The 22,858-nt window shown below is 59.0% G+C and carries 25 protein-coding genes; 15 read left to right on the forward strand and 10 right to left on the reverse strand.

Annotated elements, in window-relative coordinates:
• Positions 1–86: 86 nt before the first annotated feature.
• Entirely contained in the window at positions 87–605 is a 519-nt protein-coding gene (locus AC1MDC_RS00660) for a DUF4946 domain-containing protein (RefSeq protein WP_085696022.1), read from the reverse strand.
• A 142-nt stretch (positions 606–747) separates the two neighbouring features.
• Between AC1MDC_RS00660 and gloA the strand changes: the two genes are divergently transcribed.
• Positions 748–1,269: a lactoylglutathione lyase gene (gene gloA, locus AC1MDC_RS00665; protein ID WP_065260490.1), complete on the forward strand. Its 522-nt coding sequence runs from the start codon at positions 748–750 to the stop codon at positions 1,267–1,269.
• An 81-nt stretch (positions 1,270–1,350) separates the two neighbouring features.
• Here gloA and ahpF read toward each other — a convergent pair whose 3' ends face one another.
• From ahpF to AC1MDC_RS00680, 3 genes are all read right to left on the reverse strand, one after another.
• Positions 1,351–2,913 (reverse strand): alkyl hydroperoxide reductase subunit F, encoded by a 1,563-nt coding sequence (gene ahpF / locus AC1MDC_RS00670; RefSeq protein WP_480392268.1) that lies wholly within the window; start codon positions 2,911–2,913, stop codon positions 1,351–1,353.
• Positions 2,914–3,043: 130 nt separating this feature from the next.
• Positions 3,044–3,607 (reverse strand): alkyl hydroperoxide reductase subunit C, encoded by a 564-nt coding sequence (gene ahpC, locus AC1MDC_RS00675; RefSeq protein ID WP_003224621.1) that lies wholly within the window; start codon positions 3,605–3,607, stop codon positions 3,044–3,046.
• Between the two features lie 136 nt (positions 3,608–3,743).
• Positions 3,744–4,682 (reverse strand): site-specific integrase, encoded by a 939-nt coding sequence (locus AC1MDC_RS00680; protein WP_085701994.1) that lies wholly within the window; start codon positions 4,680–4,682, stop codon positions 3,744–3,746.
• Between the two features lie 177 nt (positions 4,683–4,859).
• Here AC1MDC_RS00680 and AC1MDC_RS00685 point away from each other — a divergent pair, with 177 nt between their 5' ends.
• On the forward strand, positions 4,860–5,864 hold the full coding sequence (locus AC1MDC_RS00685) for a DNA-binding protein (protein ID WP_480392269.1): 1,005 nt from the start codon (positions 4,860–4,862) through the stop codon (positions 5,862–5,864).
• Here AC1MDC_RS00685 and gorA read toward each other — a convergent pair.
• The 3 genes from gorA to galU form a co-directional block, all read right to left on the reverse strand.
• Entirely contained in the window at positions 5,861–7,219 is a 1,359-nt protein-coding gene (gene gorA, locus AC1MDC_RS00690) for a glutathione-disulfide reductase (protein ID WP_480392270.1), read from the reverse strand. The genes AC1MDC_RS00685 and gorA overlap by 4 nt on opposite strands.
• Before the next feature lie 105 nt (positions 7,220–7,324).
• Positions 7,325–8,854 carry an MFS transporter gene (locus tag AC1MDC_RS00695; protein ID WP_480392271.1) on the reverse strand — a complete coding sequence of 510 codons (1,530 nt, stop codon included), beginning with the start codon at positions 8,852–8,854 and terminating at the stop codon, positions 7,325–7,327.
• Positions 8,855–9,127: 273 nt separating this feature from the next.
• Positions 9,128–9,967 carry a UTP--glucose-1-phosphate uridylyltransferase GalU gene (gene galU, locus AC1MDC_RS00700; protein ID WP_007958937.1) on the reverse strand — a complete coding sequence of 280 codons (840 nt, stop codon included), beginning with the start codon at positions 9,965–9,967 and terminating at the stop codon, positions 9,128–9,130.
• Between the two features lie 246 nt (positions 9,968–10,213).
• Here galU and AC1MDC_RS00705 point away from each other — a divergent pair, with 246 nt between their 5' ends.
• Both AC1MDC_RS00705 and AC1MDC_RS00710 read left to right on the forward strand, forming a co-directional pair.
• Entirely contained in the window at positions 10,214–10,402 is a 189-nt protein-coding gene (locus tag AC1MDC_RS00705) for a hypothetical protein (protein ID WP_085696016.1), read from the forward strand.
• Positions 10,403–10,542: 140 nt separating this feature from the next.
• Positions 10,543–10,839, forward strand: coding sequence for a hypothetical protein (locus tag AC1MDC_RS00710; protein ID WP_480392272.1), 297 nt, complete (start codon positions 10,543–10,545; stop codon positions 10,837–10,839).
• Between the two features lie 2 nt (positions 10,840–10,841).
• Here AC1MDC_RS00710 and AC1MDC_RS00715 read toward each other — a convergent pair whose 3' ends face one another.
• Both AC1MDC_RS00715 and AC1MDC_RS00720 read right to left on the reverse strand, forming a co-directional pair.
• Positions 10,842–11,072 carry a hypothetical protein gene (locus AC1MDC_RS00715; protein WP_011334337.1) on the reverse strand — a complete coding sequence of 77 codons (231 nt, stop codon included), beginning with the start codon at positions 11,070–11,072 and terminating at the stop codon, positions 10,842–10,844.
• Between the two features lie 72 nt (positions 11,073–11,144).
• Positions 11,145–11,501: a hypothetical protein gene (locus AC1MDC_RS00720; protein ID WP_085701991.1), complete on the reverse strand. Its 357-nt coding sequence runs from the start codon at positions 11,499–11,501 to the stop codon at positions 11,145–11,147.
• A gap of 211 nt (positions 11,502–11,712) precedes the next feature.
• Here AC1MDC_RS00720 and AC1MDC_RS00725 point away from each other — a divergent pair, with 211 nt between their 5' ends.
• The 5 genes from AC1MDC_RS00725 to ada all read left to right on the forward strand — a co-directional run bounded on the left by AC1MDC_RS00725 (position 11,713) and on the right by ada (position 14,849).
• Positions 11,713–12,015, forward strand: a complete 303-nt coding sequence (locus AC1MDC_RS00725; protein ID WP_007958929.1) for a DUF1883 domain-containing protein — start codon at positions 11,713–11,715, stop codon at positions 12,013–12,015.
• A 34-nt stretch (positions 12,016–12,049) separates the two neighbouring features.
• Positions 12,050–12,220, forward strand: a complete 171-nt coding sequence (locus AC1MDC_RS00730) for a hypothetical protein (RefSeq protein WP_170929678.1) — start codon at positions 12,050–12,052, stop codon at positions 12,218–12,220.
• A gap of 91 nt (positions 12,221–12,311) precedes the next feature.
• Entirely contained in the window at positions 12,312–13,025 is a 714-nt protein-coding gene (locus AC1MDC_RS00735) for a 2OG-Fe(II) oxygenase (protein WP_480392273.1), read from the forward strand.
• Positions 13,026–13,030: 5 nt separating this feature from the next.
• Complete coding sequence (gene alkB / locus AC1MDC_RS00740; RefSeq protein ID WP_419150020.1) at positions 13,031–13,693, forward strand: DNA oxidative demethylase AlkB; 663 nt, start codon at positions 13,031–13,033, stop codon at positions 13,691–13,693.
• Positions 13,694–13,781: 88 nt separating this feature from the next.
• Positions 13,782–14,849, forward strand: a complete 1,068-nt coding sequence (gene ada / locus AC1MDC_RS00745; protein WP_085696011.1) for a bifunctional DNA-binding transcriptional regulator/O6-methylguanine-DNA methyltransferase Ada — start codon at positions 13,782–13,784, stop codon at positions 14,847–14,849.
• A 166-nt stretch (positions 14,850–15,015) separates the two neighbouring features.
• Here the strand turns inward: ada and acuI are convergent, their stop codons facing one another.
• Positions 15,016–15,999: an acrylyl-CoA reductase (NADPH) gene (acuI, locus tag AC1MDC_RS00750; RefSeq protein ID WP_480392274.1), complete on the reverse strand. Its 984-nt coding sequence runs from the start codon at positions 15,997–15,999 to the stop codon at positions 15,016–15,018.
• A gap of 214 nt (positions 16,000–16,213) precedes the next feature.
• Between acuI and AC1MDC_RS00755 the strand changes: the two genes are divergently transcribed.
• The 6 genes from AC1MDC_RS00755 (at position 16,214) to AC1MDC_RS00780 (ending at position 22,848) form a co-directional block, all read left to right on the forward strand.
• Complete coding sequence (locus tag AC1MDC_RS00755) at positions 16,214–17,275, forward strand: NAD(P)H-dependent flavin oxidoreductase (RefSeq protein ID WP_480392275.1); 1,062 nt, start codon at positions 16,214–16,216, stop codon at positions 17,273–17,275.
• A 173-nt stretch (positions 17,276–17,448) separates the two neighbouring features.
• Complete coding sequence (gene modA, locus AC1MDC_RS00760; protein WP_480392276.1) at positions 17,449–18,204, forward strand: molybdate ABC transporter substrate-binding protein; 756 nt, start codon at positions 17,449–17,451, stop codon at positions 18,202–18,204.
• The gene (gene modB / locus AC1MDC_RS00765) at positions 18,205–18,885 is read left to right on the forward strand and encodes a molybdate ABC transporter permease subunit (RefSeq protein WP_007958914.1); all 681 of its coding nucleotides are present in this window, start codon (positions 18,205–18,207) and stop codon (positions 18,883–18,885) included.
• Between the two features lie 3 nt (positions 18,886–18,888).
• Entirely contained in the window at positions 18,889–19,968 is a 1,080-nt protein-coding gene (gene modC, locus AC1MDC_RS00770; RefSeq protein WP_480392277.1) for a molybdenum ABC transporter ATP-binding protein, read from the forward strand.
• A 73-nt stretch (positions 19,969–20,041) separates the two neighbouring features.
• Positions 20,042–21,079, forward strand: a complete 1,038-nt coding sequence (locus AC1MDC_RS00775) for a DNA topoisomerase IB (protein WP_085696006.1) — start codon at positions 20,042–20,044, stop codon at positions 21,077–21,079.
• A 143-nt stretch (positions 21,080–21,222) separates the two neighbouring features.
• Positions 21,223–22,848: an ATP-binding cassette domain-containing protein gene (locus tag AC1MDC_RS00780; protein WP_480392278.1), complete on the forward strand. Its 1,626-nt coding sequence runs from the start codon at positions 21,223–21,225 to the stop codon at positions 22,846–22,848.
• The last annotated feature ends 10 nt before the right edge of the window (positions 22,849–22,858 follow it).

The following is a 22,858-nucleotide window of genomic DNA, read 5'->3' on the forward strand; positions in this document are numbered from 1 at the left end:
CTTCCGAATGTTGCCTCATTTCCCGGCAATAACTTTATGCTTAATCAGTTCGGGTATCTAACATCACGCTGACCACGAACAGGCGATTAGAATTTCAAGCTGTTTCGTGCCGCCACTATGTCATCGCCGCTGGCCTTATAAACCTCTGCCTGCCCGGCATACGAAAGTACGTAAGCCTTATTCGCCTCCACCGCTGCAACCAATGTTTGCGACAGCACGTGACGGCCGTTTTCAGTCACGGTACAAGTGGTCTCAAGTGCCGCAAGCGAGCCCAGCGTAGTCGCGTGAACCTTGTTGCAGACACTCTGATAACCGCTCTGGAAAAAGTCTTTCTGCACCGACTTGCGCATCTCCAGCAACACGCCCTGCAAGTTGACCTGATGACCACTTTCCACACGGGTCATCGTCAACTCCATCACCATCACCTGATTGCCATCGGCGTCAGTCTTCACCCCGCGCTGACGGGAGACGTCCGGGGATGTTTCAGGCAACGCCTCGACTTCCCAGCCGGCGGGCCAGGTGATGCTCGGCGCCTCGGCAAAGGCCGGTAGCGCCAGCAGGGAAAAACCCAGGAAAACGAACAGCGATTTGAACGGTCGGATCATTACCAGAGGCACTCGCGGATTGAGCCGTAAAGTCTGAGCCCCGCCCGCTCGCAGGGCAAGCCCACGCTTTCGGTTTGGCGATGCTGCCAGGCATGCGTATCATTGCGCCCATTCACTCGCCCCAATTTGTTACGGAGGGCCCATGAGCCTGCAAGAACTGAACACCTTCCCTGGCGTCACCGCCACCCCAGACAGCGCAACCCGCAACTTCGTGTTCAACCACACCATGCTGCGCGTCAAAGACATCACCAAATCGCTGGATTTCTACACCCGCGTACTGGGTTTCTCACTGGTAGAAAAGCGTGACTTCCCGGAAGCGGAATTCAGCCTGTACTTCCTCGCGCTGGTCGACAAATCGCAGATCCCGGCCGACGCCGCTGCGCGCACTGAGTGGATGAAGTCGATTCCCGGCATTCTTGAGCTGACCCACAACCACGGCACCGAGAACGACGCCGACTTCGCCTACCACAATGGCAACACCGACCCGCGCGGTTTCGGCCACATCTGCATTTCGGTACCGGATATCGTTGCCGCTTGCGCACGCTTTGAAGAGCTGGGCTGCGATTTCCAGAAGCGCCTGACCGATGGCCGCATGAAGAGCCTGGCGTTCATCAAGGATCCGGATGGTTATTGGGTCGAAATCATCCAGCCAGCGCCGCTGTAAAGCTGAGTCTGGGTAGAAAGCACCCCGCAAAGAAAAAACCCCATCATCACTGATGGGGTTTTTCTTTTTCAGGCCCGGGATTTATGCCGGAGCCGAAGTGCGGATCAGGTGATCGAAAGCGCTAAGCGAAGCCTTGGCGCCCTCGCCCACCGCAATCACGATCTGCTTGTACGGCACGGTGGTTACGTCACCGGCGGCAAAGATGCCGGGGATCGAGGTTTCACCGCGGTTGTCGACGATGATCTCGCCGCGCGGCGACAACTCGATGGTGCCCTTGAGCCAATCAGTGTTGGGCAGCAGACCAATCTGCACGAAAATCCCTTCCAGTTCGACGGTGTGCAGCTCTTCGGTATTGCGATCCTTGTAGCGCAGGCCGTTGACCTTCTGGCCATCGCCGGTGACCTCGGTGGTCAGCGCACTGGTGATCACAGTGACGTTAGGCAGGCTGTGCAGCTTGCGTTGCAATACGGCGTCGGCGCGCAACTGAACGTCGAACTCCAGCAAAGTTACGTGTGACACGATACCGGCCAGATCGATCGCTGCCTCTACACCGGAGTTACCGCCGCCAATCACCGCCACACGCTTGCCTTTGAACAGCGGGCCGTCGCAATGCGGGCAATACGCTACACCCTTGTTGCGGTATTCCTGCTCGCCCGGCACGTTCATTTCGCGCCACCGCGCGCCGGTCGCCAGAATCACGCTCTTGGCCTTAAGGGTCGCGCCACTGGCGAAGCGGACTTCATGCAGCTCGCCATTCTTGCCCGGGATCAGCTTGTCGGCGCGTTGCAGGTTCATGATGTCGACGTCGTACTGCTTGACGTGTTCTTCCAGCGCGGTCGCCAGTTTCGGGCCTTCGGTTTCCTGAACGGAAATGAAGTTTTCGATGGCCATGGTGTCCAGTACCTGACCGCCGAAGCGCTCGGCTGCAACACCGGTGCGAATACCTTTACGTGCGGCATAGATCGCCGCCGAAGCGCCGGCCGGCCCACCGCCGACCACCAGCACATCAAAGGCTTGCTTGGCGCTGATTTTCTCGGCCTGACGCTCGATGGCGCCGGTGTCGAGTTTGGCGAGGATTTCTTCCAGGCCCATGCGGCCCTGACCGAAGTTTTCGCCATTCAGGTAGATGCTTGGTACAGCCATGATCTTGCGATCGTTGACTTCGTCCTGGAACAGCGCGCCGTCGATGGCGACGTGGCGGATGTTCGGGTTCAGCACGGCCATCAGGTTCAGCGCCTGAACGACGTCCGGGCAGTTCTGGCAGGACAGCGAGAAGTAAGTCTCGAAGTTGAACTCACCCTTGAGCGAGCGGATCTGTTCGATCACTTCGACACTGGCCTTCGAAGGGTGTCCGCCGACTTGCAGCAGGGCCAGCACCAGCGAAGTGAATTCATGGCCCATCGGGATGCCGGCGAAACGCAGGCTGATGTCGGCACCGGGGCGATTGATCGAGAAGGAGGGTTTTCGTGCATCGCCACCGCTGTCGATCAAGGTAATCTGATGCGAAAGACTGGCAACGTCTTTCAGCAGGTCAAGCATTTCACGGGATTTCGCACCGTCGTCGAGTGAGGCAACGATCTCGATCGGCTGGGTGACCCGTTCCAGGTACGATTTCAACTGGGCTTTAAGATTGGCGTCCAACATACGGGCGATCTCCTGACTTTATTTGAGGCGAAAAAAAGCCCGAGCGAATCTCGCCCGGGCTTTTCTATTGGGCGGTGCAGCTTACTTGAGTAGGTGCGGAGTTCCGCCCTGCATTGCGTGTGTCACAGACTTAGATCTTGCCGACCAGGTCCAGGGACGGAGCCAGAGTGGCCTCGCCTTCTTTCCACTTGGCCGGGCAAACTTCGCCTGGGTGAGCAGCAACGTACTGAGCAGCCTTGATTTTGCGCAGCAGCTCGGAAGCGTCGCGGCCAACGCCGCCATCGTTCAGTTCAACGATTTTGATTTGGCCTTCAGGGTTGATCACGAAGGTGCCACGATCCGCCAGACCAGCTTCTTCGATCAGCACGTCGAAGTTGCGGGAAATGACATGGGTCGGGTCGCCGATCATGGTGTATTCGATTTTGCCGATAGCTGGCGAAGTGTTGTGCCAGGCAGCGTGGGCAAAGTGGGTGTCGGTCGAAACGCTGTAGATCTCTACGCCCAGTTTCTGGAAGGCGGCGTAGTTGTCAGCCAGGTCTTCGAGTTCGGTTGGGCAAACGAAAGTGAAGTCGGCCGGGTAGAAGAACACTACGGACCATTTGCCTTTCAGGTCAGCGTCCGAGACTTGTACGAAGTCGCCGTTTTTGAACGCGGTAGCTTTGAACGGTTTTACTTGGCTGTTGATGATAGGCATTGATGACTCTCCGTCAGGGTTGTGAATTCGATGGGTGAATCCTACCCAGTCACTCGACGGATGGCTCATTGGCAAACCTGATGCTGCTGATTTGTTTTCGCTATTAGCTGAGGATATTAATAGAAGAAAACGATATCTACGGCGACAGCGGCTTATCCGTAATCCGGGCCATCCCGTGAAAAGGGCTCGCTTCAACATAGCGCATGGCGGACTTCATATCCTTCCAGCCGACGTAACTCATCAGTGACTTGAGATCCCAGCCGCTTTGATGGGCCCACGTTGCAAAACCTCGTCGCAGAGAGTGACTCGTGTAGCGCTCGGCGGAAATTCCGGCGCGCTCCAGAGCCTGACGCAGCAACGGAATCACACTGTTGGCGTGCAAGCCCTCCTCACTCAGATTGCCCCACCGGTCCACGGCGCGAAACACCGGGCCGCGTACGAGCGCAGCCTCGCTTATCCATTCGATATATGCCTGCACAGGGCACAACTTCAACAGCGCCGGGGCCTGATAGGTTTGCCCGATGTTTTCCCGATCACCCTTGCTGCGCGGCAGGTACAAAGTGATGCCGCTGCCAGCGTGCGCCTGCACATGCTCGATCTGCATCCGACACAGCTCATCGCTGCGAAAGCCGCGCCAGAAGCCCAGCAGGATCAATGCCCGATCGCGGCAGGCCCGTAACAGCACTGGTCGATCCTGTTTTTCCCGCGCCTCCCTCATTTCCTGCTCAAGCCAGGCGACAGTCTGTTCCAGATCTCGCAATTGCAACGGCTCGGCCTGCTTCTCCTGGGCGGGATGCAGGGCACGAATGCCCTTGAATACTTTGCGCACCACCGGGGACTTGGTCGGATCAGCGAAGCCCTGACTGTTGTGCCACTGCGCCAGCGCCGACAGACGCAACTTGAGCGTATTGACCGACAGCACGCCAGCATGTGCCACCAGATACCGGGCGATGCTGTCCGCTGTCGCTGGCAGAAACCCGCCCCACACGGACTCGAAATGCTCGATGGCCGCGCGATAACTGCGGCGGGTGTTGTCACGGGTGGCGGCTTGCAGGTAGCGATCGATATCGCTCATGGGCTGATTTTCTCGTTGCGTACTGAAGGTTTGATCGGAAATCGATTTTATGGGTTTCACATGGGGTAATACCAGTATATCCCGTCCGTTTATCGGTGCTTATTTCACTTTAATTTCAACGTGGTACACTGCGTACTTTAGTGGCATGTACCACAGTACGAAATGGTAGGAGCAGATATGGCCCGTGGCGGCGTCAATAAAGCAGTAGTCCAGATCGCGCGCGCAGCGATTCTCGCCCGTGGCGAACACCCCAGCATCGACGCAGTACGCATCGAACTGGGCAATACGGGTTCAAAAACCACAATTCATCGCTACCTGAAGGAACTGGATGACGGCAGCGAACCGGCCGATCCGTCGGCAGAACCTGTCGATGACGAACTCCTCGCCCTCGTCACACGCCTCGCCCAGCGCCTGAAAGAACAGGCGCAGGAGCCGATTGATCAGGCACGCGAGCAGTACGAGCATCAGCGTCAGGCACTGGAAAACGAGCTGAATCAGCTTCGTCAGGATCATGCGCAGCTGGAGAAGAAGCACGACATTCAGACTGCCGCGCTGGCAAAGGAATCCGAAGCCCTGAGCGATACCCGCTCGATGCTGCAGACCGAGCAGACTCGCAATGCGGGACTGAATCAGGCTCTGGCAGATTTTGAATTGCGTTTGCAGGACAAGGACGAGCAGATCCGCTCGCTGGAAGAGAAGCACCTGCACGCCCGCGACGCGCTTGAACACTACCGCAACGCCATCAAGGAGCAGCGTGAGCAGGAGCAAAGCCGTCACGAGACGCAGGTGCAGCAGTTGCAGATGGAGTTGCGCCAGGCGCAGCAAAGCGCCCTCGTACGTCAGGACGAAATCACCCAGCTGCACCGCGACAACGAACGCCTGCTGACCGAAAATCGCGGCACCGTGCGCGAACTGAGCCTGCTGCAGGATCAGCTCAAGCACAGTAATCAGCGTCAGGATCAATTGCTGCAGCAAGCGTCCCGCGTCGACAGTGAACGCACCCTCCTCCAGGAACGTCTGCGCGTGGCCCTGCTGGAAAGTCAGACGCTCAAGCAGAACGTCGACGAGCAGTCGCAGCTCAATCAGTCATTGGAAAAAGAATTAACCAAGGCGCAAGACAGCCTGCGCCTGGCTACTACCGCTGAGGCAGCGCCAGACGCAGCCCAACCGAAAAAGATTTAAGCGCCGACCGGCGTACGCATTGTGACAAACTCTTCGGCCGCCGTCGGATGCACTCCGATGGTGTCGTCGAAGTCACGCTTGGTTGCGCCAGCCTTCAAAGCGATAGCCAGCCCCTGCACGATCTCGCCAGCATCCGGGCCGACCATGTGACAGCCCAACACCTTGTCAGACTTGCCATCGACCACCAGCTTCATCAGCGTGCGCTCCTGGCAGTCCGTCAGGGTCAGCTTCATCGGCCGGAAGCGGCTTTCGTAGATCACCACGTCGTGACCCGCCTCCCGCGCCTCCTCTTCAGTCAGACCGACGGTGCCGATGTTCGGCAGACTGAACACTGCCGTCGGGATCATCTTGTAATCCACCGGACGGTATTGCTCAGGCTTGAACAGACGCCGCGCCACTGCCATGCCCTCAGCCAGCGCCACCGGCGTCAACTGAACACGACCGATGACATCGCCCAGCGCCAGGATTGAAGGCTCGGTGGTTTGAAACTGCTCATCGACCTTGATGAAGCCTTTGTCGTCGAGCTGCACATCGGTATTTTCCAGCCCCAGGTTGTCCAGCATCGGACGTCGGCCGGTGGCATAGAACACACAATCGGCTTCCAGCACGCGACCATCCTTGAGGGTTGCTTTCAGGCTGCCATCTGATTGCTTGTCGATACGGGCAATGTCGGCATTGAATTGCAGATCCAGGCCACGCTTGGTGAGTTCTTCCTTCAAGTGCTTACGAACCGAACCGTCGAAACCGCGCAGGAACAGATCTCCGCGATACAGCAACGTCGTATTGGCGCCCAGACCATGGAAGATTCCGGCGAATTCGACGGCGATGTAACCGCCACCGACGACCAGTACACGCTTGGGCAGCTCTTTGAGAAAGAACGCCTGGTTCGAGCTGATCGCATGCTCATGTCCCGGAATCTCGGGGATCTGCGGCCAGCCACCGGTGGCGATCAGAATATTCTTCGCGGTGTAGCGCTCGCCGTTGACCTCGACTTCGTGCGGGCCAACGATTTTCGCGTGAGCCTCATGCAGGGTCACGCCGCTGTTGACCAGCAGATTGCGATAAATGCCGTTCAGGCGATTGATTTCGCGATCCTTGTTGGTAATCAGTGTGGCCCAGTCAAAATCCGCCTCGCCCAGTTGCCAGCCGAAACCAGAGGACTGTTCGAAGTCTTCGGCAAAGTGGGCGCCGTACACCAACAGTTTTTTCGGTACGCAACCAACATTGACGCAGGTGCCGCCCAGATAACGGCTCTCGGCCACCGCTACTTTTGCGCCGAAACCTGCCGCAAAACGCGCAGCGCGCACACCGCCGGAACCGGCGCCAATCACATAAAGGTCAAAATCGTAGGCCATTTCTATCTCCTCGGCAGGAGATCAGCATACCCGCAGATGCTTATTGAGCAAGTCTCTACTGCAAGGGGACGGGCAATACCGGGAGGTTCTACCGTTAGCATTTGATTAATGGCTTTCTGCCGGTTGATTTTTTGGCAGCCGCAACGTATGCCAGGCGATCAGAATCGCTACGAGCGCCAGGCCGAAAGCGAGCCACGATGCCAATGCAATTCCGCCCGCAAATGCACTTCCCGCCTGCTGCATCAACTGTTGCGCTTGATCCCCCGCCAACCCCGCCGCCACATGATGAGCGCCAGCCAGCGTTTCACTTGCCAGCATCGTCTGAACATCGCTCAAAAACGCTGGAAGCTGCAGGTCTGCTCGGTAGTGAGCCGTCACCAGGCCGCCAATCAGAGTAGTACCCAGCACCACGCCAACTTCATAGGCTGTTTCACTGATGGCGGATGCCGCCCCTGCCTTCGCCGGGGGCGCTGCCGACAAAATCACATCATTGGAAACCGTAGCGATCGCCCCCACTCCGATGTTGAGCAACGCGAACGCCACTACCAATACCGCAAGACTGCTGCCCATGCTGGCCACCAGCAAAAAGGCCGCACCGGTGAAAGCCACCAGAATCGGTATCAGTACATGCACCGGCATGCGCTGCGCGACTGGGACGACTGCCACTCCAACCATAATCGCCATGATTTGCCCCGGCACCAATGCAAGGCTCGCACTCAAGGGCGCCATTTGCAGAACAATCTGCAAAAACTGAGTCGTGAAGAAAACGAAGCCGACAAGAAACGCAAGACTCATCAAATTGATAAGGACTGATCCGCTGAAGGCGCCATTGCTGAACAGGGTCATGTCCATCAGGGGTACAGGAAGACGCAACTGGCGACGTACGAATATCCAGCCTGCCAGTGCACCTACCAGAAAGGTGCCAAACACAACACCGTCAATGCCCTCACTGGCGCCATGCTTGATGCTGTAAACGATACAACCCAGTGCGACCATCGACTGAAGGATGCTGATCGGGTCCAGCGGACCCGACACATCACGCTCTGATTCAGGGAGCAACAGCGGCCCCAGTACTAACAATGGAATCAGGACGGGTACCGCCAACAGAAAAATCGCGCCCCAATCAAAGAACTGCAGCAACACCCCTCCCACCAAAGGCCCTAGTGCCGAGCCGACAGTCAGCGTCGTTGCCCAGATCGCTACTGCCACTCTGCGCTCTTCTCGATCCTCAAACACCGAACGTATCAATGCCAGCGTGGAGGGCATCAACATCGCACCGAAAATCCCCATACAAGCCCGCCCGATAATCAGCTGCATCGATGTTGCGGAATATGCGGTCAGCACCGAGACCACCACAAACCCGAACGAGCCGATAAGCAGCAACTTACGGTGCCCCACCCGATCACCCAGGCTACCCATCGAAACCAGCAGTCCTGCGAGAACCAACGAATAGGCATCAATCATCCACAGCTGCTGGCTGGCCGTCGGACGCAAGGCTTCGGCGATTTTGGGTAACGCGAAACCCAATACGGTGTTATCAACGGTCACCAGCAGCACTGGCAACATGAGCACCGCCAGCCCTGACCAGCGTCTGGCACTTGATCTTCGTGTTGCAGCCATATTCTTTAACGCCACAAGCAACACTCCTTATTGCTGGAGAATAAATTTCACAACTGTCCTTCGACGATCATGAAACGCGGTCCTCCGCACCTCCCTGGCGAAGACGAGTCAGTTCAGCAGCGAACATGCAGGCTGACAATCGAACATTTGTTTCACATTGCATCCTGAATCGAATCGAGATGCGCTATTTCTCCCCACAAACGCAAACGCCCCGAACATGTCGGGGCGTTTGTTTTTAGCATCACACGATTCAGACCGTGTGACGTACCTTCAGACAGTCAGGCGCTATCAGTACGCCTTGCCAGTCTTGTAGAAATTCTCGAAGCAGAAGTTGGTTGCCTCGATATAGCCTTCAGCACCACCGCAGTCGAAACGCTTGCCCTTGAACTTGTAGGCCATCACGCAGCCGTTCTGGGCTTGTTTCATCAGGGCGTCGGTGATCTGGATTTCCCCGCCCTTGCCTGGCTCGGTCTGTTCGATCAGGTCGAAAATGTCCGGGGTCAGGATATAGCGGCCGATGATCGCCAGGTTCGACGGTGCGTCTTCCGGCTTTGGCTTCTCGACCATGCTGTGTACGCGGTAGATGTCGTCGCGGATCATTTCGCCAGCGATCACACCGTACTTGCTGGTTTCCTGCGGATCGACTTCCTGGATGGCAATGATCGAGCAGCGGAACTGTTTGTACAGCTTGACCATCTGGGTCAGTACGCCGTCGCCTTCGAGGTTGACACACAGGTCGTCTGCCAGCACCACAGCGAACGGTTCGTCACCGATCAGCGGACGACCGGTCAGGATCGCGTGGCCCAGGCCTTTCATTTCGGTCTGACGAGTGTAGGAGAACGAGCACTCGTCCAGCAGCTTGCGGATACCGACCAGGTATTTTTCCTTGTCGGTGCCTTTGATCTGGTTTTCCAGTTCATAGCTGATGTCGAAGTGGTCTTCCAGGGCGCGCTTGCCACGACCGGTCACGATGGAGATTTCGTTCAGGCCAGCATCCAGAGCTTCTTCGACGCCGTACTGGATCAGTGGCTTGTTTACCACCGGCAGCATTTCTTTGGGCATGGCCTTCGTCGCTGGGAGGAAGCGAGTACCGTAACCGGCTGCTGGGAACAAGCATTTCTTGATCATATAAGTCCTTGAAAGGGCTGTGTGTACGAGTTTCGGCGCAGTCTAATCAGGCGGCGTGCACCTTACAATGCCCCGCACTGGCTAACCGATGTCAACATAGAGAAATATTCTCGCGGATAGTTCAATCCGCACACAAAGGCTGCGAAATCAGCGTAGTCCAAAGATCCAGGAATACCTCATCGACCTGCGCCAGTCGCCGATTTACCGTTATCATGACGCCTTTGAAACAGCCAACGAGGCAGTGAGATGTCCGCAGCAAAAATCATCAATGGGTACAGCGTCGCCAAGGCGAAAGATGGCCAGTGGCATATCACCGCCGCCAACGGCGAAGATGTGTCCGGTCCGTTGCCCACTGAAGCGATGGCGATAGAGGTGGCCGCGGTGCTTGATTACACGCCTCCTGCACCGAAGCGTCGCGGCAAGGACCAAGACTGATCGGCAACCACGAATCTCGGCCCTGCCTTCGCGCAGGGCTTTTTTTGGGCTGTGCGCAAAGAACTGGCCAATCGCTATAACCTTTTCATGCCGGCGCTGTCATAGCGTCTAGCCCCCTCCTCCTCGAAGACGACATTGCCATGATCAACCGCCTCTTCATCAGTTTTCTACCCCTGATTGCGCTCGCGGCCCTGGCCGGCTGCGCCACATCGCAGACCACCTACCTGAACAACGGCGAACAGGGTTTGAGCATCGACTGCTCCGGCGAAGCCAATTCCTGGGCCAGCTGTTACGAAAAGGCTGATGCATCATGCGCCGGAACCGGCTATCGCATTGTCGGGACTGAAGGCACACCGGCGCCCAAGGAAGACGACAAGACGCTGGGCGTCGATGTCGGCAACTACAAAACCCGTAGCGTAGTGGTGGTATGTAAGTAGCCTTACATGTGAATTTCGGCGAATTTGATCCCCAGCCCGCGCACGACCTCGATCAGGTCATCGAGTCGGTTGAAGGATTCGACTTCGTCGTTATCGTCCACCAGAAAATAACTGCGACCGGCGCTTTTCTTGAAGAACACGATCCACTCTCCCGGATTTGCCGGGTTCTGGATCACATGGGTGGCCGCAATGAGCCCTTCCTTGTGTCGCTCCCGCACCTGCTCTCTCTTCATTCACCTCTCCAGAAATGACAATGCCGCCACAGCAACGCTGTGACGGCATCAATGCTGACGGCTGACAGTCTATCAGCCGGAAATACAGGCAGTGGCGGCTTTGCGCACATCCCATGGACGCAGCGGCACATTGGACATCCGTTCATGCAGCTTGATGCTGCTGCCACCGGAGCGATCCTCGATATCAAACACTGCGGCGGGACCTGATCCCAGCTTGCCCGGAACGATGACCCGGACTTCGTCCTTGTGCCGCTCGACCTGCAGGGCGCCCCGGCTGCCGGACAGCTTCTCGGCCAGGCATTCAGCATACTCATGGGGCTTCTTACCGGAAATGACGTTCATGGTCGGCAGTGTTTCATTGATTTCCGAAACACTTGCGCAACCACCCATTGCCAATGCCAACGGCAGAATCACCACACCCCACTTCATACAAAACCTCCGATAAAGACCCTCCGACAGCACGAATGCCGTTTTTCTCCAAGGCCCATTGCATTTAATCCACATCGAATCGTGAATATCTGTTTTTAATTGTCAAAGCGGCGCCCGACGGCCGGATAATAACCTGTCCGGGCTGATAAACTGCGCCAATCGACAATGCTATCGTTTTGATTTTGTAGAAAAAGCCCTTCTGGAGGCGCCCATGAAATTCATTCACCAGCGCGAGCACCTCAACGAAGACGACATCGTCGTCATTCAATGCTCGCAAACCTGCAATATCCGCTTGATGAACGACGCCAACTTTCGCAGCTTCAAGAATGGCGGCCGTCACACCTATCACGGTGGTGCTTTCGACACGTTCCCGGCCCGTATTACCGCGCCGAGCACCGGCTTCTGGAACATCACCATCGACACCGTCAACCGTCGGGCGATCAGCGTGACCCGCAAGCCGACCCTGACGCACTCGATCAAGATCATTCGCCGCTCGAGCTCCAAACTCAGCTGAGCGACTCCGCCAACGCAGACAGGTAAGCATCAACGTGGCCCAAACGACCAAATACGTGATCAAGTACAAACTCAACGGTGAACGCCGTTTCGAGTTCGCCCAACTGGAAAAGGGCACGCCGGAAGAAGCCAAGGCAGCACTGGATGCCTTGCACGGCCAGAGTGACGATGTGATCAGCGACATCAGCGTCAGCAAGGCCCTGTAAAACCCGGATGACAATTCGACCGCAAGCGGCGGAGTGTTCCGAGCGGGTGGACGGCCCACACTGAGACCTGAATGCAAGCCAAGGAATCAGCATGTCACGCTCATCCGTCTCTCCGCTCGATGCGCTCGACTGGATCGCCCTGGAGCAGCAACTGGACCAGGACGGTTGCGCGGTCGTCCGTACGCTGCTGCGCCCGGACACCTGTGATCGATTGAGTGCGCTTTACCCACAAAGTGAACCGTTTCGATCCCAAGTCACCATGGCCCGCCACGGTTTCGGGCGCGGGGAATACAAATACCTGCGCTATCCGCTTCCGCCCGTGGTCGAACGCCTGCGCAGCGCGCTCTACCCGCGACTTCTCCCTTTGGCCAACCGCTGGCATGAGCGAATGGGGCTACCTGAACGCTTTCCAGAACAGCACAGCGAATTTCTCCATCGCTGCCACGCCGCCGGTCAATTGCGGCCTACCCCGCTCTTGCTGCAATACGGCCCGCAGGACTACAACTGTCTGCATCAGGATCTGTACGGTGAACATGTCTTTCCGCTGCAAGTGGCGATTCTTCTGTCAGAACCTGGCAAAGATTTCACCGGCGGCGAGTTCGTTTTGACTGAACAGCGCCCGAGAATGCAGTCGCGCCCGCTGGTGATGGACCTGAGAAAAGGCGACGCGCTGATCTTTGCCGTCAACCAGCGCCCGGTCAAAGGCACGCGCGGCGACTATCGAGTAAACATGCGCCACGGCGTCAGCCGATTGCACAGCGGAACACGGCATACTCTGGGCATCATTTTCCACGACGCGACCTGACGATCATGCAAACCACCTTCGACCTGTTCGCCGACACAGAATCCGAACAGCCCCGGCGCACCGAACAGATCGGTGAACAATCCTGGGTGCTGCGCGGCTTTGCCCTTCCACAAATCGAGCAGTTGTTGCCGGCCCTGGAATCGATCATCGCCTGCGCCCCACTGCGCCATATGATGACGCCCGGGGGCTTCAGCATGTCGGTGGCTACCAGCAGTTGCGGGGCAGTGGGCTGGATCACCGATCGCAGCGGCTACCGCTATTCATCCGAAGATCCCGTGAGCCATCAGCCCTGGCCGGCCATGCCCGAAGTGTTTCGCGAGCTGGCCCAGACGGCAGCGAAAAGCGCCGGATTTGCCGACTTCGTTCCGGACTCCTGCCTGATCAATCGTTATGTCCCAGGCGCAAAGATGTCGCTGCATCAGGACAAAGACGAAAAAACCTACGAAGCGCCGATCGTTTCGCTGTCTTTGGGCCTACCCGCAACGTTCCTGTTCGGCGGTTTCGCACGCGGCGACAGGAGCCAGAAAATCTCGCTGCTGCACGGCGACATGGTGATCTGGGGTGGTGTAGACCGGCTGCGCTACCACGGGATCCTGCCGATCAAGCCCGGTCGGCATCCGCGCCTGGGCGAGCAGCGTTTCAACCTGACGTTTCGTACCGCTGGATAATCCTGCAAAGTTTGACCGCAAGGGTCGGAGTGCTCCGGCCGGTGGCACTGGTTAACCTGACATTCAACAGGTCAACGGACTCTCCATCATGAAAACGCTTTCCACCTCGCTGAACACTGAAGACGATCCACGGTGGGCCGCTGTCGTGGCACGCGACCCTCGGGCAGACGGCCAGTTTGTCTATGCCGTGAAAACCACCGGCATCTATTGCCGCCCCAGCAGCCTGGCGCGCTTGCCGAAACCGCAGAACGTCGAGTTCTTCGACACCGCCGAAGAAGCCGAGGCAGCGGGCTATCGCCCCAGCAAACGGGCGAGCAAGGATCAGACCGAAGTCGCTGCTCAGCATGCCGCCACCGTCGCGGCAGCCTGTCGCCAGATCGAAGCGTCGGACAGCCTGCCGGCACTCAACGATCTCGCCGAAACCGCTGGCCTGAGCGCCTTCCACTTTCATCGCGTCTTCAAGGCCGCAACGGGTCTGACCCCAAAAGGCTACGCCGCCGCACATCGCTCGCGCCGGGTCCGTCAGCGTCTGGCGGACGGCGGCTCGGTGACCGAGGCGTTGTATGACGCCGGTTTCAATTCCAACAGCCGTTTCTACGAGGCCGCCGATCAGGTACTGGGCATGAAACCCGGCGACTTCCGCGCAGCCGGGCAGAACAACGACATCCGCTTCGCCGTCGGCCAGTGCTCGCTCGGCGCCATTTTGGTGGCGCAGAGCGCGCGCGGAATCTGCGCGATTCTGCTGGGGGACGATCCGCACCAACTGGTGTGCGACCTGCAGGACCAGTTTCGCCGGGCCAACCTGATCGGTGCCGATGCCGAGTTCGAACAACTGATCGCTCGCGTCGTCGGCTTTATAGAGGCGCCTGCCATCGGCCTGGATTTGCCGCTGGATGTGCGCGGCACGGCGTTTCAGGAACGTGTGTGGCAGGCGCTGCGCGAAATTCCGGTCGGCAGCACCGCCAGCTACGCGGACATCGCCTTGCGTATCGGCTCGCCAAAAGCCGTGCGCGCAGTGGCCCAGGCTTGCGGTGCCAACAGCCTCGCGGTGGCCATTCCGTGCCACCGCGTGGTGCGCAGCGACGGTAACCTCAGCGGCTACCGCTGGGGCGTGGAACGCAAGCGAGAGCTGTTGCTGCGCGAAACGCAGGTTTAACGCAGCGATGTAAATCGCCACCGATTCGGGGCCCGACAGGCCTCGAAGTCGGTGGCAAATTTTCCGCTTTCGATCCGGTTCGTCTCGACGTCTGCTGACGGCTCGGTCACCGCAATCCCGGCGGTGACATCGAATGCTCCGGGCGGGCCGCGATGGCGCTGAGGTCTCAGCGATTGACGTCGACCACAACCCGTCCGCGCAACTGACCCGCGAGCAACTTCGGAGCCGCCTCAAGAGCTTCGCCGAGACCGATTTCATGGCTGATCAGTGGCAACAGCGCAAAATCCAGATCCTTCGCCAGACGATTCCAGGCCTCGATGCGGCGAGCCTTGGGCTGGGTCACGCTGTTGATCCCGGCCAGCGTCACGCCACGCAAAATGAACGGCGCCACAGACGCCGGGAAATCCATGCCCTGAGCCAGACCGCATGCGGCCACGGTGCCTTCGGCCCGGGTACTGGCGCAGGCATTGGCAAGCGTGTGGCTGCCGACTGAATCGATGACGCCCGCCCAGCGCTCCTTGGCCAGTGGCTTGCCAGGTTCGGACAGGGTGGCGCGATCAATGATTTCGCCGGCGCCCAGTTGTTTCAGGTATTCGTGCTCCGAAACCCGACCGGTCGAAGCGACCACGCGGTAGCCCAGCTTGCTCAACAACGCGATAGCAAAACTGCCGACGCCACCATTGGCACCGGTCACCAGCACCTCGCCCTGTTGCGGGGTCACGCCATTCCTCTCCAGCGCCATGATGCACAGCATGGCCGTATAGCCGGCCGTGCCGATAGCCATGGCTTGCGCGGCGGTGAATGCCTTGGGCAGCGGGATCAGCCAGTCACCGTTCAATCGTGCCTTTTGCGCCAGACCGCCCCAGTGGCTTTCACCGACGCCCCAGCCGTTCAGCAGCACCGGATCGCCGACCTTGTAGTCCGGGTGCGAACTGACTTCGACGGTGCCCGCCAGATCAATCCCCGGAACCATCGGGAACTTGCGCACCACCGGGCTGCTACCGGTGATCGCCAGGCCGTCCTTGAAATTCAGCGTGCTGTACGCGACACGAACCGTCACATCGCCCGCAGGCAACTGCTCGTCATCAATCTCTTGCAGGTTGGCGCGATAACCGCTGTCGTCTTTGTCGATCAAAATGCCTGTGAACATGACTGCCTCTCACGGGTGGAAATCAGGATGTCGAGGGATTGGAATAGCACACTGCAACATTTTGCCCCACTCGACCTTTAGCCAATCGGACCCGAACGCACAGCCAGCGCCGGCTGTTCAAGCTACAAATCTGTGCTGGTCTTGGGAGTGGCTTTGCGTTAAAAAACCGGCTGCTACCGTCCCTGCCCTGTTTTGTCGTCGGAGAAGCTATCCCATGAGCCAATGGCCTGATACCCGCATTCTTGACCTTTTCGGCATCGAACTGCCGATCATCCAGGGCCCCATGGCCGGTGCCACCAATTCTTCGATGGTCATCGCAGCGTGCAACGCCGGTGGCCTCGGTTCGATGCCGGCTGCGATGCTGACCATCGAGCAACTGCGCGAAGAGCTGAAGACCATTCGCCAAGGCACGAACAAGCCGTTCAACGTCAACTTCTTCTGCCATCAACCGCCGGCCGCCGATGAGCAAAAGGCGCGAGAGTGGAAAAATCTGCTGGAGCCCTACTATCGCGAACTGGGTGTCGATTTCGATGCGCCGACGCCGGTGTCCAACCGTGCGCCCTTCGATGCGGCCGCCTGCGAGGTGCTGGAAGAATTTCGCCCTGAAGTGGTGAGCTTCCATTTCGGCCTGCCGAAAAAAGCCTTGCTGGATCGGGTCAAGGCCACCGGCGCGAAAATCCTCTCGTCGGCAACCACGGTCGACGAAGCAATCTGGCTGGAGCAGAACGGTTGCGACGCGATCATCGCCATGGGTTACGAGGCCGGAGGTCATCGCGGGATGTTCCTCAGCGCTGACCTGAGCAGTCAGGTCGGTACGTTTGCGCTGGTGCCGCAAGTGGTCGATGCGGTGAGTGTGCCGGTGATTGCTGCCGGTGCAATTGCCGATGCACGCGGCGTGGCAGCAGCGTTCATGCTCGGCGCTTCGGCGGTTCAGGTCGGCACGGCGTATCTGTTTACCCCGGAAGCGAAAGTCAGTGCTTCGCACCACAAGGCCTTGCGCACCGCCAAGGAAAGCGAGACGGCGGTAACCAATCTGTTTACCGGGCGTCCGGCAAGGGGGATTCTCAATCGAGTGATGCGCGAACTGGGCCCGATGTCGGAAAAGGCCCCTGCCTTTCCGCTGGCTGGCGGTGCCTTGATGCCGCTGCGCGCAAAAGGCGAAGCCGAATTCAGTAACCTGTGGGCCGGTCAGGCGTTCACGCTCGGCAAAGACCTTGGCACCGCTGAACTGACCCGGCAACTGGCTGAAGGCGCGCTGGCAAAATTGACGCGGTGATCTACCCGAGCGAGTGAGGAGCGTGACGCCCTCACTCGGTTTAAAAGCAGTGCTTCCCGTTTGGCGGCATTTCGCTATATATTTCGCTATATAGCGTTGCACCCCATCGTACGGCGCAGTCTATCCCTCCAATAACAACTGCCCACTGCACTTGCCAATCACGGAGCCGTTACATGATCAATCGTGCCACCCGTTTTGCCCCTGCCCTGTTCGCGGTATTCGCCATCGGCGCCGCCCAGGCCGACGAAGTGCAAGTCGCCGTCGCGGCCAACTTCACCGCACCGATCCAGGCGATTGCCGCCGATTTCGAAAAAGACACCGGACACAAGCTGGTCGCTGCCTATGGCGCCACGGGCCAGTTCTACACCCAGATCAAAAACGGCGCGCCGTTCGACGTGTTCCTCTCGGCCGATGACACCACCCCTGAAAAACTCGAGAAAGAAGGCGACACCGTCAAGGGTTCGCGCTTCACCTACGCCATCGGCACCCTGGCACTGTGGTCGGCCAAGGAAGGTTACGTCGATGCCAAAGGCGACGTCCTGAAGAAAAACGAATATCAGCACCTGTCCATCGCCAACCCGAAAGCCGCCCCTTATGGTCTGGCCGCCACTCAGGTGCTGGAAAAACTGAATCTGACTGAGGCCACCAAAGCCAAGATCGTTGAAGGCCAGAACATCACCCAGGCTTACCAGTTCGTGTCCACCGGCAACGCCGAACTGGGCTTCGTTGCCCTGTCGCAGATCTACAAGGACGGCAAGGTCAGCAGCGGCTCGGCGTGGATCGTTCCAGCGAACATGCACGACCCGATCAAGCAAGACGCGGTGATCCTGAACAAAGGCAAAGACAACGCCGCTGCCAAGGCGCTGGTTGATTACCTCAAGGGCCCGAAAGCCGCTGCGGTCATCAAGTCCTACGGTTATCAGCTGTAAATGTCGCTGACGAGTGCCGATTTCGCGGCGATATGGCTGACCCTGAAGCTGGCGTCTCTGACCACCGCAATCTTGCTGGTCGTCGGCACTCCGATTGCCTTGTGGTTATCGCGCAGCCGTTCCTGGCTGCGCGGCCCCATCGGCGCGATTGTCGCCCTTCCATTGGTACTGCCACCGACGGTCATCGGTTTCTATCTGCTGCTGGCCCTCGGCCCCAATGGCTTCATTGGCCACTTCACCCAATGGCTGGGGCTCGGCACCTTGACCTTCAGTTTCACCGGACTGGTGATCGGTTCGGTGCTCTATTCCATGCCGTTCGTGGTGCAGCCATTGCAAAACGCCTTCTCCGCGATCGGCACTCGCCCACTGGAAGTGGCCGCGACATTACGCGCCAATCCCTGGGACACCTTCTTCAGCGTGATCCTGCCGCTGGCGCGTCCCGGCTTCATCACTGCAGCGATCCTTGGCTTCGCCCACACCGTTGGTGAATTCGGCGTGGTGCTGATGATCGGCGGGAATATTCCCGACAAGACCCGGGTGGTTTCCGTACAAATCTACGACCACGTCGAAGCCATGGAGTACGCCCAGGCGCACTGGCTGGCCGGGGCGATGCTGGTGTTTTCGTTTCTGGTGTTGCTGGCGCTGTATTCCAGCCGCAAGACCCGCGCGGGCTGGAGCTGATCGATGATTGATGCACGTCTGAAACTGGCCTGGTCAGGCTTCAGCCTCGATGTTGACCTGCAGATGCCCGGTCGCGGTGTGACAGCGCTGTTCGGTCAGTCCGGTTCGGGCAAGACCACTTGTCTGCGCTGCATCGCCGGGCTTGAGCGTGCGCCGCACGCCTTTATCCGCATCAATGACGAAGTCTGGCAGGACAGCGAAAAAGGCATTTTCGTGCCGCCGCACAAACGCGCGCTCGGCTATGTGTTTCAGGAAGCGAGCCTGTTTCCGCATCTGTCGGTACTGGCCAATCTGCAGTTCGGCCTCAAGCGCATTGCCAGGGCACAGCGCCGGGTCGACTTGACCCAAGCCACCGAACTGCTGGGGATCGGCCACTTGCTCGATCGCCACCCGCAACACTTGTCCGGCGGTGAGCGCCAGCGTGTCGGCATCGCCCGCGCATTGTTGACCAGCCCCCGACTGCTACTGATGGATGAGCCTTTGGCAGCCCTCGACAGTCAGCGCAAAAGTGAGATCCTGCCTTACCTGCAACGCCTGCACGACGAACTGGAAATCCCCGTGCTGTATGTCAGCCACGCGCAGGACGAAGTGGCCAGGCTCGCCGACCATCTGGTGCTGCTCAGCGACGGCAAAGCGCTGGCCAGCGGCCCGATTGGCGAAACCCTGGCACGGCTCGACCTGCCCCTGGCCATGGACAACGACGCTGGCGTGATCATCGAAGGCCAGGTCAGCGGGTACGATGCCGACTATCAATTGCTCAGCCTGCAACTACCGGACTCGCCCCTGAACATTCGCGTGACCCACGCGCCGTTGGCGAAGGGCCAGAGACTGCGATGCAAGGTTCACGCGCGGGACATCAGCCTGACCCTGCAAAACAGCGAATTCAGCAGCATCCTCAATCGCCTGCCGGTCACAGTCGTCAGCGAGCAACCAGCCGATAACGCTGCGCACGTGCTCATCCGCCTCGATGCCGGGGGAACACCGTTGCTGGCGCGCATCACTCGGTATTCTCGGGACCAGCTTGGCGTGCATCCGGGCCAGTCATTGTGGGCACAGATCAAGGCTGTCGCGGTACTGGCTTAAATCCGCGGGCACGACCGTCATGGCGCGCGGTCAATGGCTTTAACAGCCTGATTTGCCGCGAAGGAAGTCCGCCATGCCCGATACTGTGCTCACCGAAGTGTTGCCTTCTGATCTGCATTACGTTGATGACACGCAGCCCGGTATCACCCGCAAAAAGTTGCGCGGAAAATTCGCCTACTTCGATCCCGAAGGCCAGCGCATCACCGATCCTGACGAAATCAAACGCATCAACGCGCTGGCCGTTCCACCGGCCTACACCGACGTGTGGATTTGCGCCGACCCGCGCGGCCATTTGCAAGCCACCGGCCGCGACGCCCGTGGACGCAAGCAATATCGCTATCACCCGCGCTGGCGCGAAGTACGCGACGCGGATAAGTATTCACGCCTGCGCGAGTTCGGTCTGGCGCTGCCCAAACTGCGTAAACAGCTGGAGAAGCTGCTGGCAGCGCCGGGTTTCAGCCGCGACAAAGTCATGGCCACGGTCATCACGCTGCTCGACGCCACGCTGATCCGCGTCGGCAACACGCAATACGCCCGGGACAATCGCTCCTACGGCCTGACGACCCTGCGCAGCCGACATGTCGAGGTCAACGGCAGTGCGATCCTGTTTCAGTTTCGCGGCAAGAGCGGTATAGAACACCAGATCACGGTGAAGGACCGGCGACTGGCTCGCATCATCAAGCGCTGCCTGGAAATTCCGGGACAGAACCTGTTCCAGTATCTGGATGAAAACGGCGAGCGGCACACTGTCAGTTCCTCTGACGTCAACACCTACCTGCAAACCCTGACCGGTGCAGATTTTACCGCCAAGGATTATCGGACCTGGGCCGGCAGCGCCCTCGCTCTGGCGGTCCTGCGGGAACTGCAATGGGAGTCCGAGACCGAGGCCAAGCGGCATGTGGTCGAGATGGTGAAGGGAGTCGCCCGCCAATTGGGCAACACGCCGGCAGTCTGTCGCAAGTGCTATATCCACCCGGCAGTGGTCGAACACTTCATGCTCGGCGCCCTGGCCGAGTTGCCGAAACCGCGCATCCGCAAAGGCCTGCGCAAGGAGGAAGTTGCGTTGGCGCTGTTCCTCGAGCGCATGGCCGAGCAAGCAGGCGCGCCTTGAAGCCTGCGCCCATCTCGACTAGGCTACGCCCTCTTACCTCCCCAGGACGATCGCAGAAGTGAACAACTAAGCCTTCAAAAATGTAATCGCGACACGCCGGTCATGGCGCTTGTCAGTGTTCACAACATTTTTTGGAGGTGCCGATGACTCACGTCTCGCGTACGCCTGCTCTCGTCTCCCTGAATCAACTGGGTTTTCAGTTCGCCAATGGCGAGACGATTTTCACTGCACTCAATCTGAAATTCGATCACGCCCCGACCGCCATCGTTGGGCGCAACGGCGTTGGCAAAAGCGTACTCGCGCGCCTGATCGCAGGACATTGGCAACCCACCAGCGGCAGCGTGACGCGCGCCGTGGCGACAACCTATGTGGCGCAAAACGTTGTCGCGACACACGGCCAGACAGTCGCCGAGTCCACCGGCTGCGCCGCGATTCTTCGGGCTCTGGAGCGAATGAACCAGGGCTGCGGATCAGTCGAGGATTTCGAACTTATTGGCGAACAATGGGATCTGGCAGAGCGGTTGCGCCGCTTGCTCGATGACTCAGGACTGAGCGAAGTCGCCTTCACCGACAAGACCGGCAACCTCAGCGGCGGCCAGCAAGCGCGGATTGCCCTGATTGGCGCTTTTTTGAGTCAGGCTCCGCTGCTGGTTCTGGATGAGCCGACCAACCACCTGGATACATCCGGACGCCAATGGCTGATGAACTCGCTTGAGCGCTGGCACACCGGTTTGATCGTCGTCAGCCATGATCGGCAACTGCTCGACCGGATGCAGCGGATCGTCGAGCTGAGCGCGTCGGGCGCCGTTGAATTCGGTGGTAATTATTCGGCGTTCCGCGAGCATCAGCGAATTCATCAGGCGGCCGCGCAGGCACGTCTCGACCACGCCAGAAGCGAACGCCAGCGCGAGCGGGTTCGATTACGGCGCGAACACGACACGGTACAGCGCCACACCGCCAACTCCCGTCGCAACGCCGAAACCGCCAACATTGCCAGTTTCGAATACGTGGCGATCAAGGGCGCGGCACGGGAAATCATGGGGCATGTCCGTCAGGGTCATAAGGCCCGCAAGTCAGAACTCGACGCCCAGGTGCGCGAGGCTTACGCAAAGGTGCAGCCTGAGGACAGTGTGCTGATCAATCTGCCCGGCAGCGCCGTGCCGAACAACCGACAGATCTGCACGCTGATTGACGCTCGGCTGCCATGGTTGCCGAACGATGCGCTGAATCTTGCGATCCATGGCCCGATGCGCATCGCTGTCAGCGGGCCAAACGGCTGTGGCAAATCAACGCTGTTGAAAGTGCTCGCCGGGGAACTGACACCTGTCGATGGTACTGCCACAACCCACGTGCCCTTCGCGTTCCTGGATCAGCAATTGGCGCAACTGGACGATCAGCGCTCTATCACCGAGCAACTGATGATGCAGGGAGCCGCGCTCACTGAGGGCACTCTGCGCAGCTATCTCGCGCACTTGCAACTGGATGCGAGCCGCGCCACGGGTCTCAGTGCAGCATTGAGCGGTGGCGAGCGTCTGAAAGCGGCATTGGCGCTGGCCTTGTGGCGAGCGGATCCTGCGCAGCTGTTGCTGCTGGACGAGCCGACCAACCATCTGGATCTGCCATCGGTGGAGGCATTCGAACGAGCGTTGCAGACATTTCCGGGCGCCATTGTCGCCGTTTCCCACGATCAGCACTTCCTTGAGGCGTTGAATCCGACCCACTGTCTGCGCTGGCACCGATCAGGCTGGCAACTGCAACCGACGAACTGACTTGCCTATT

This window comes from Pseudomonas sp. 1 (assembly GCF_056626735.1).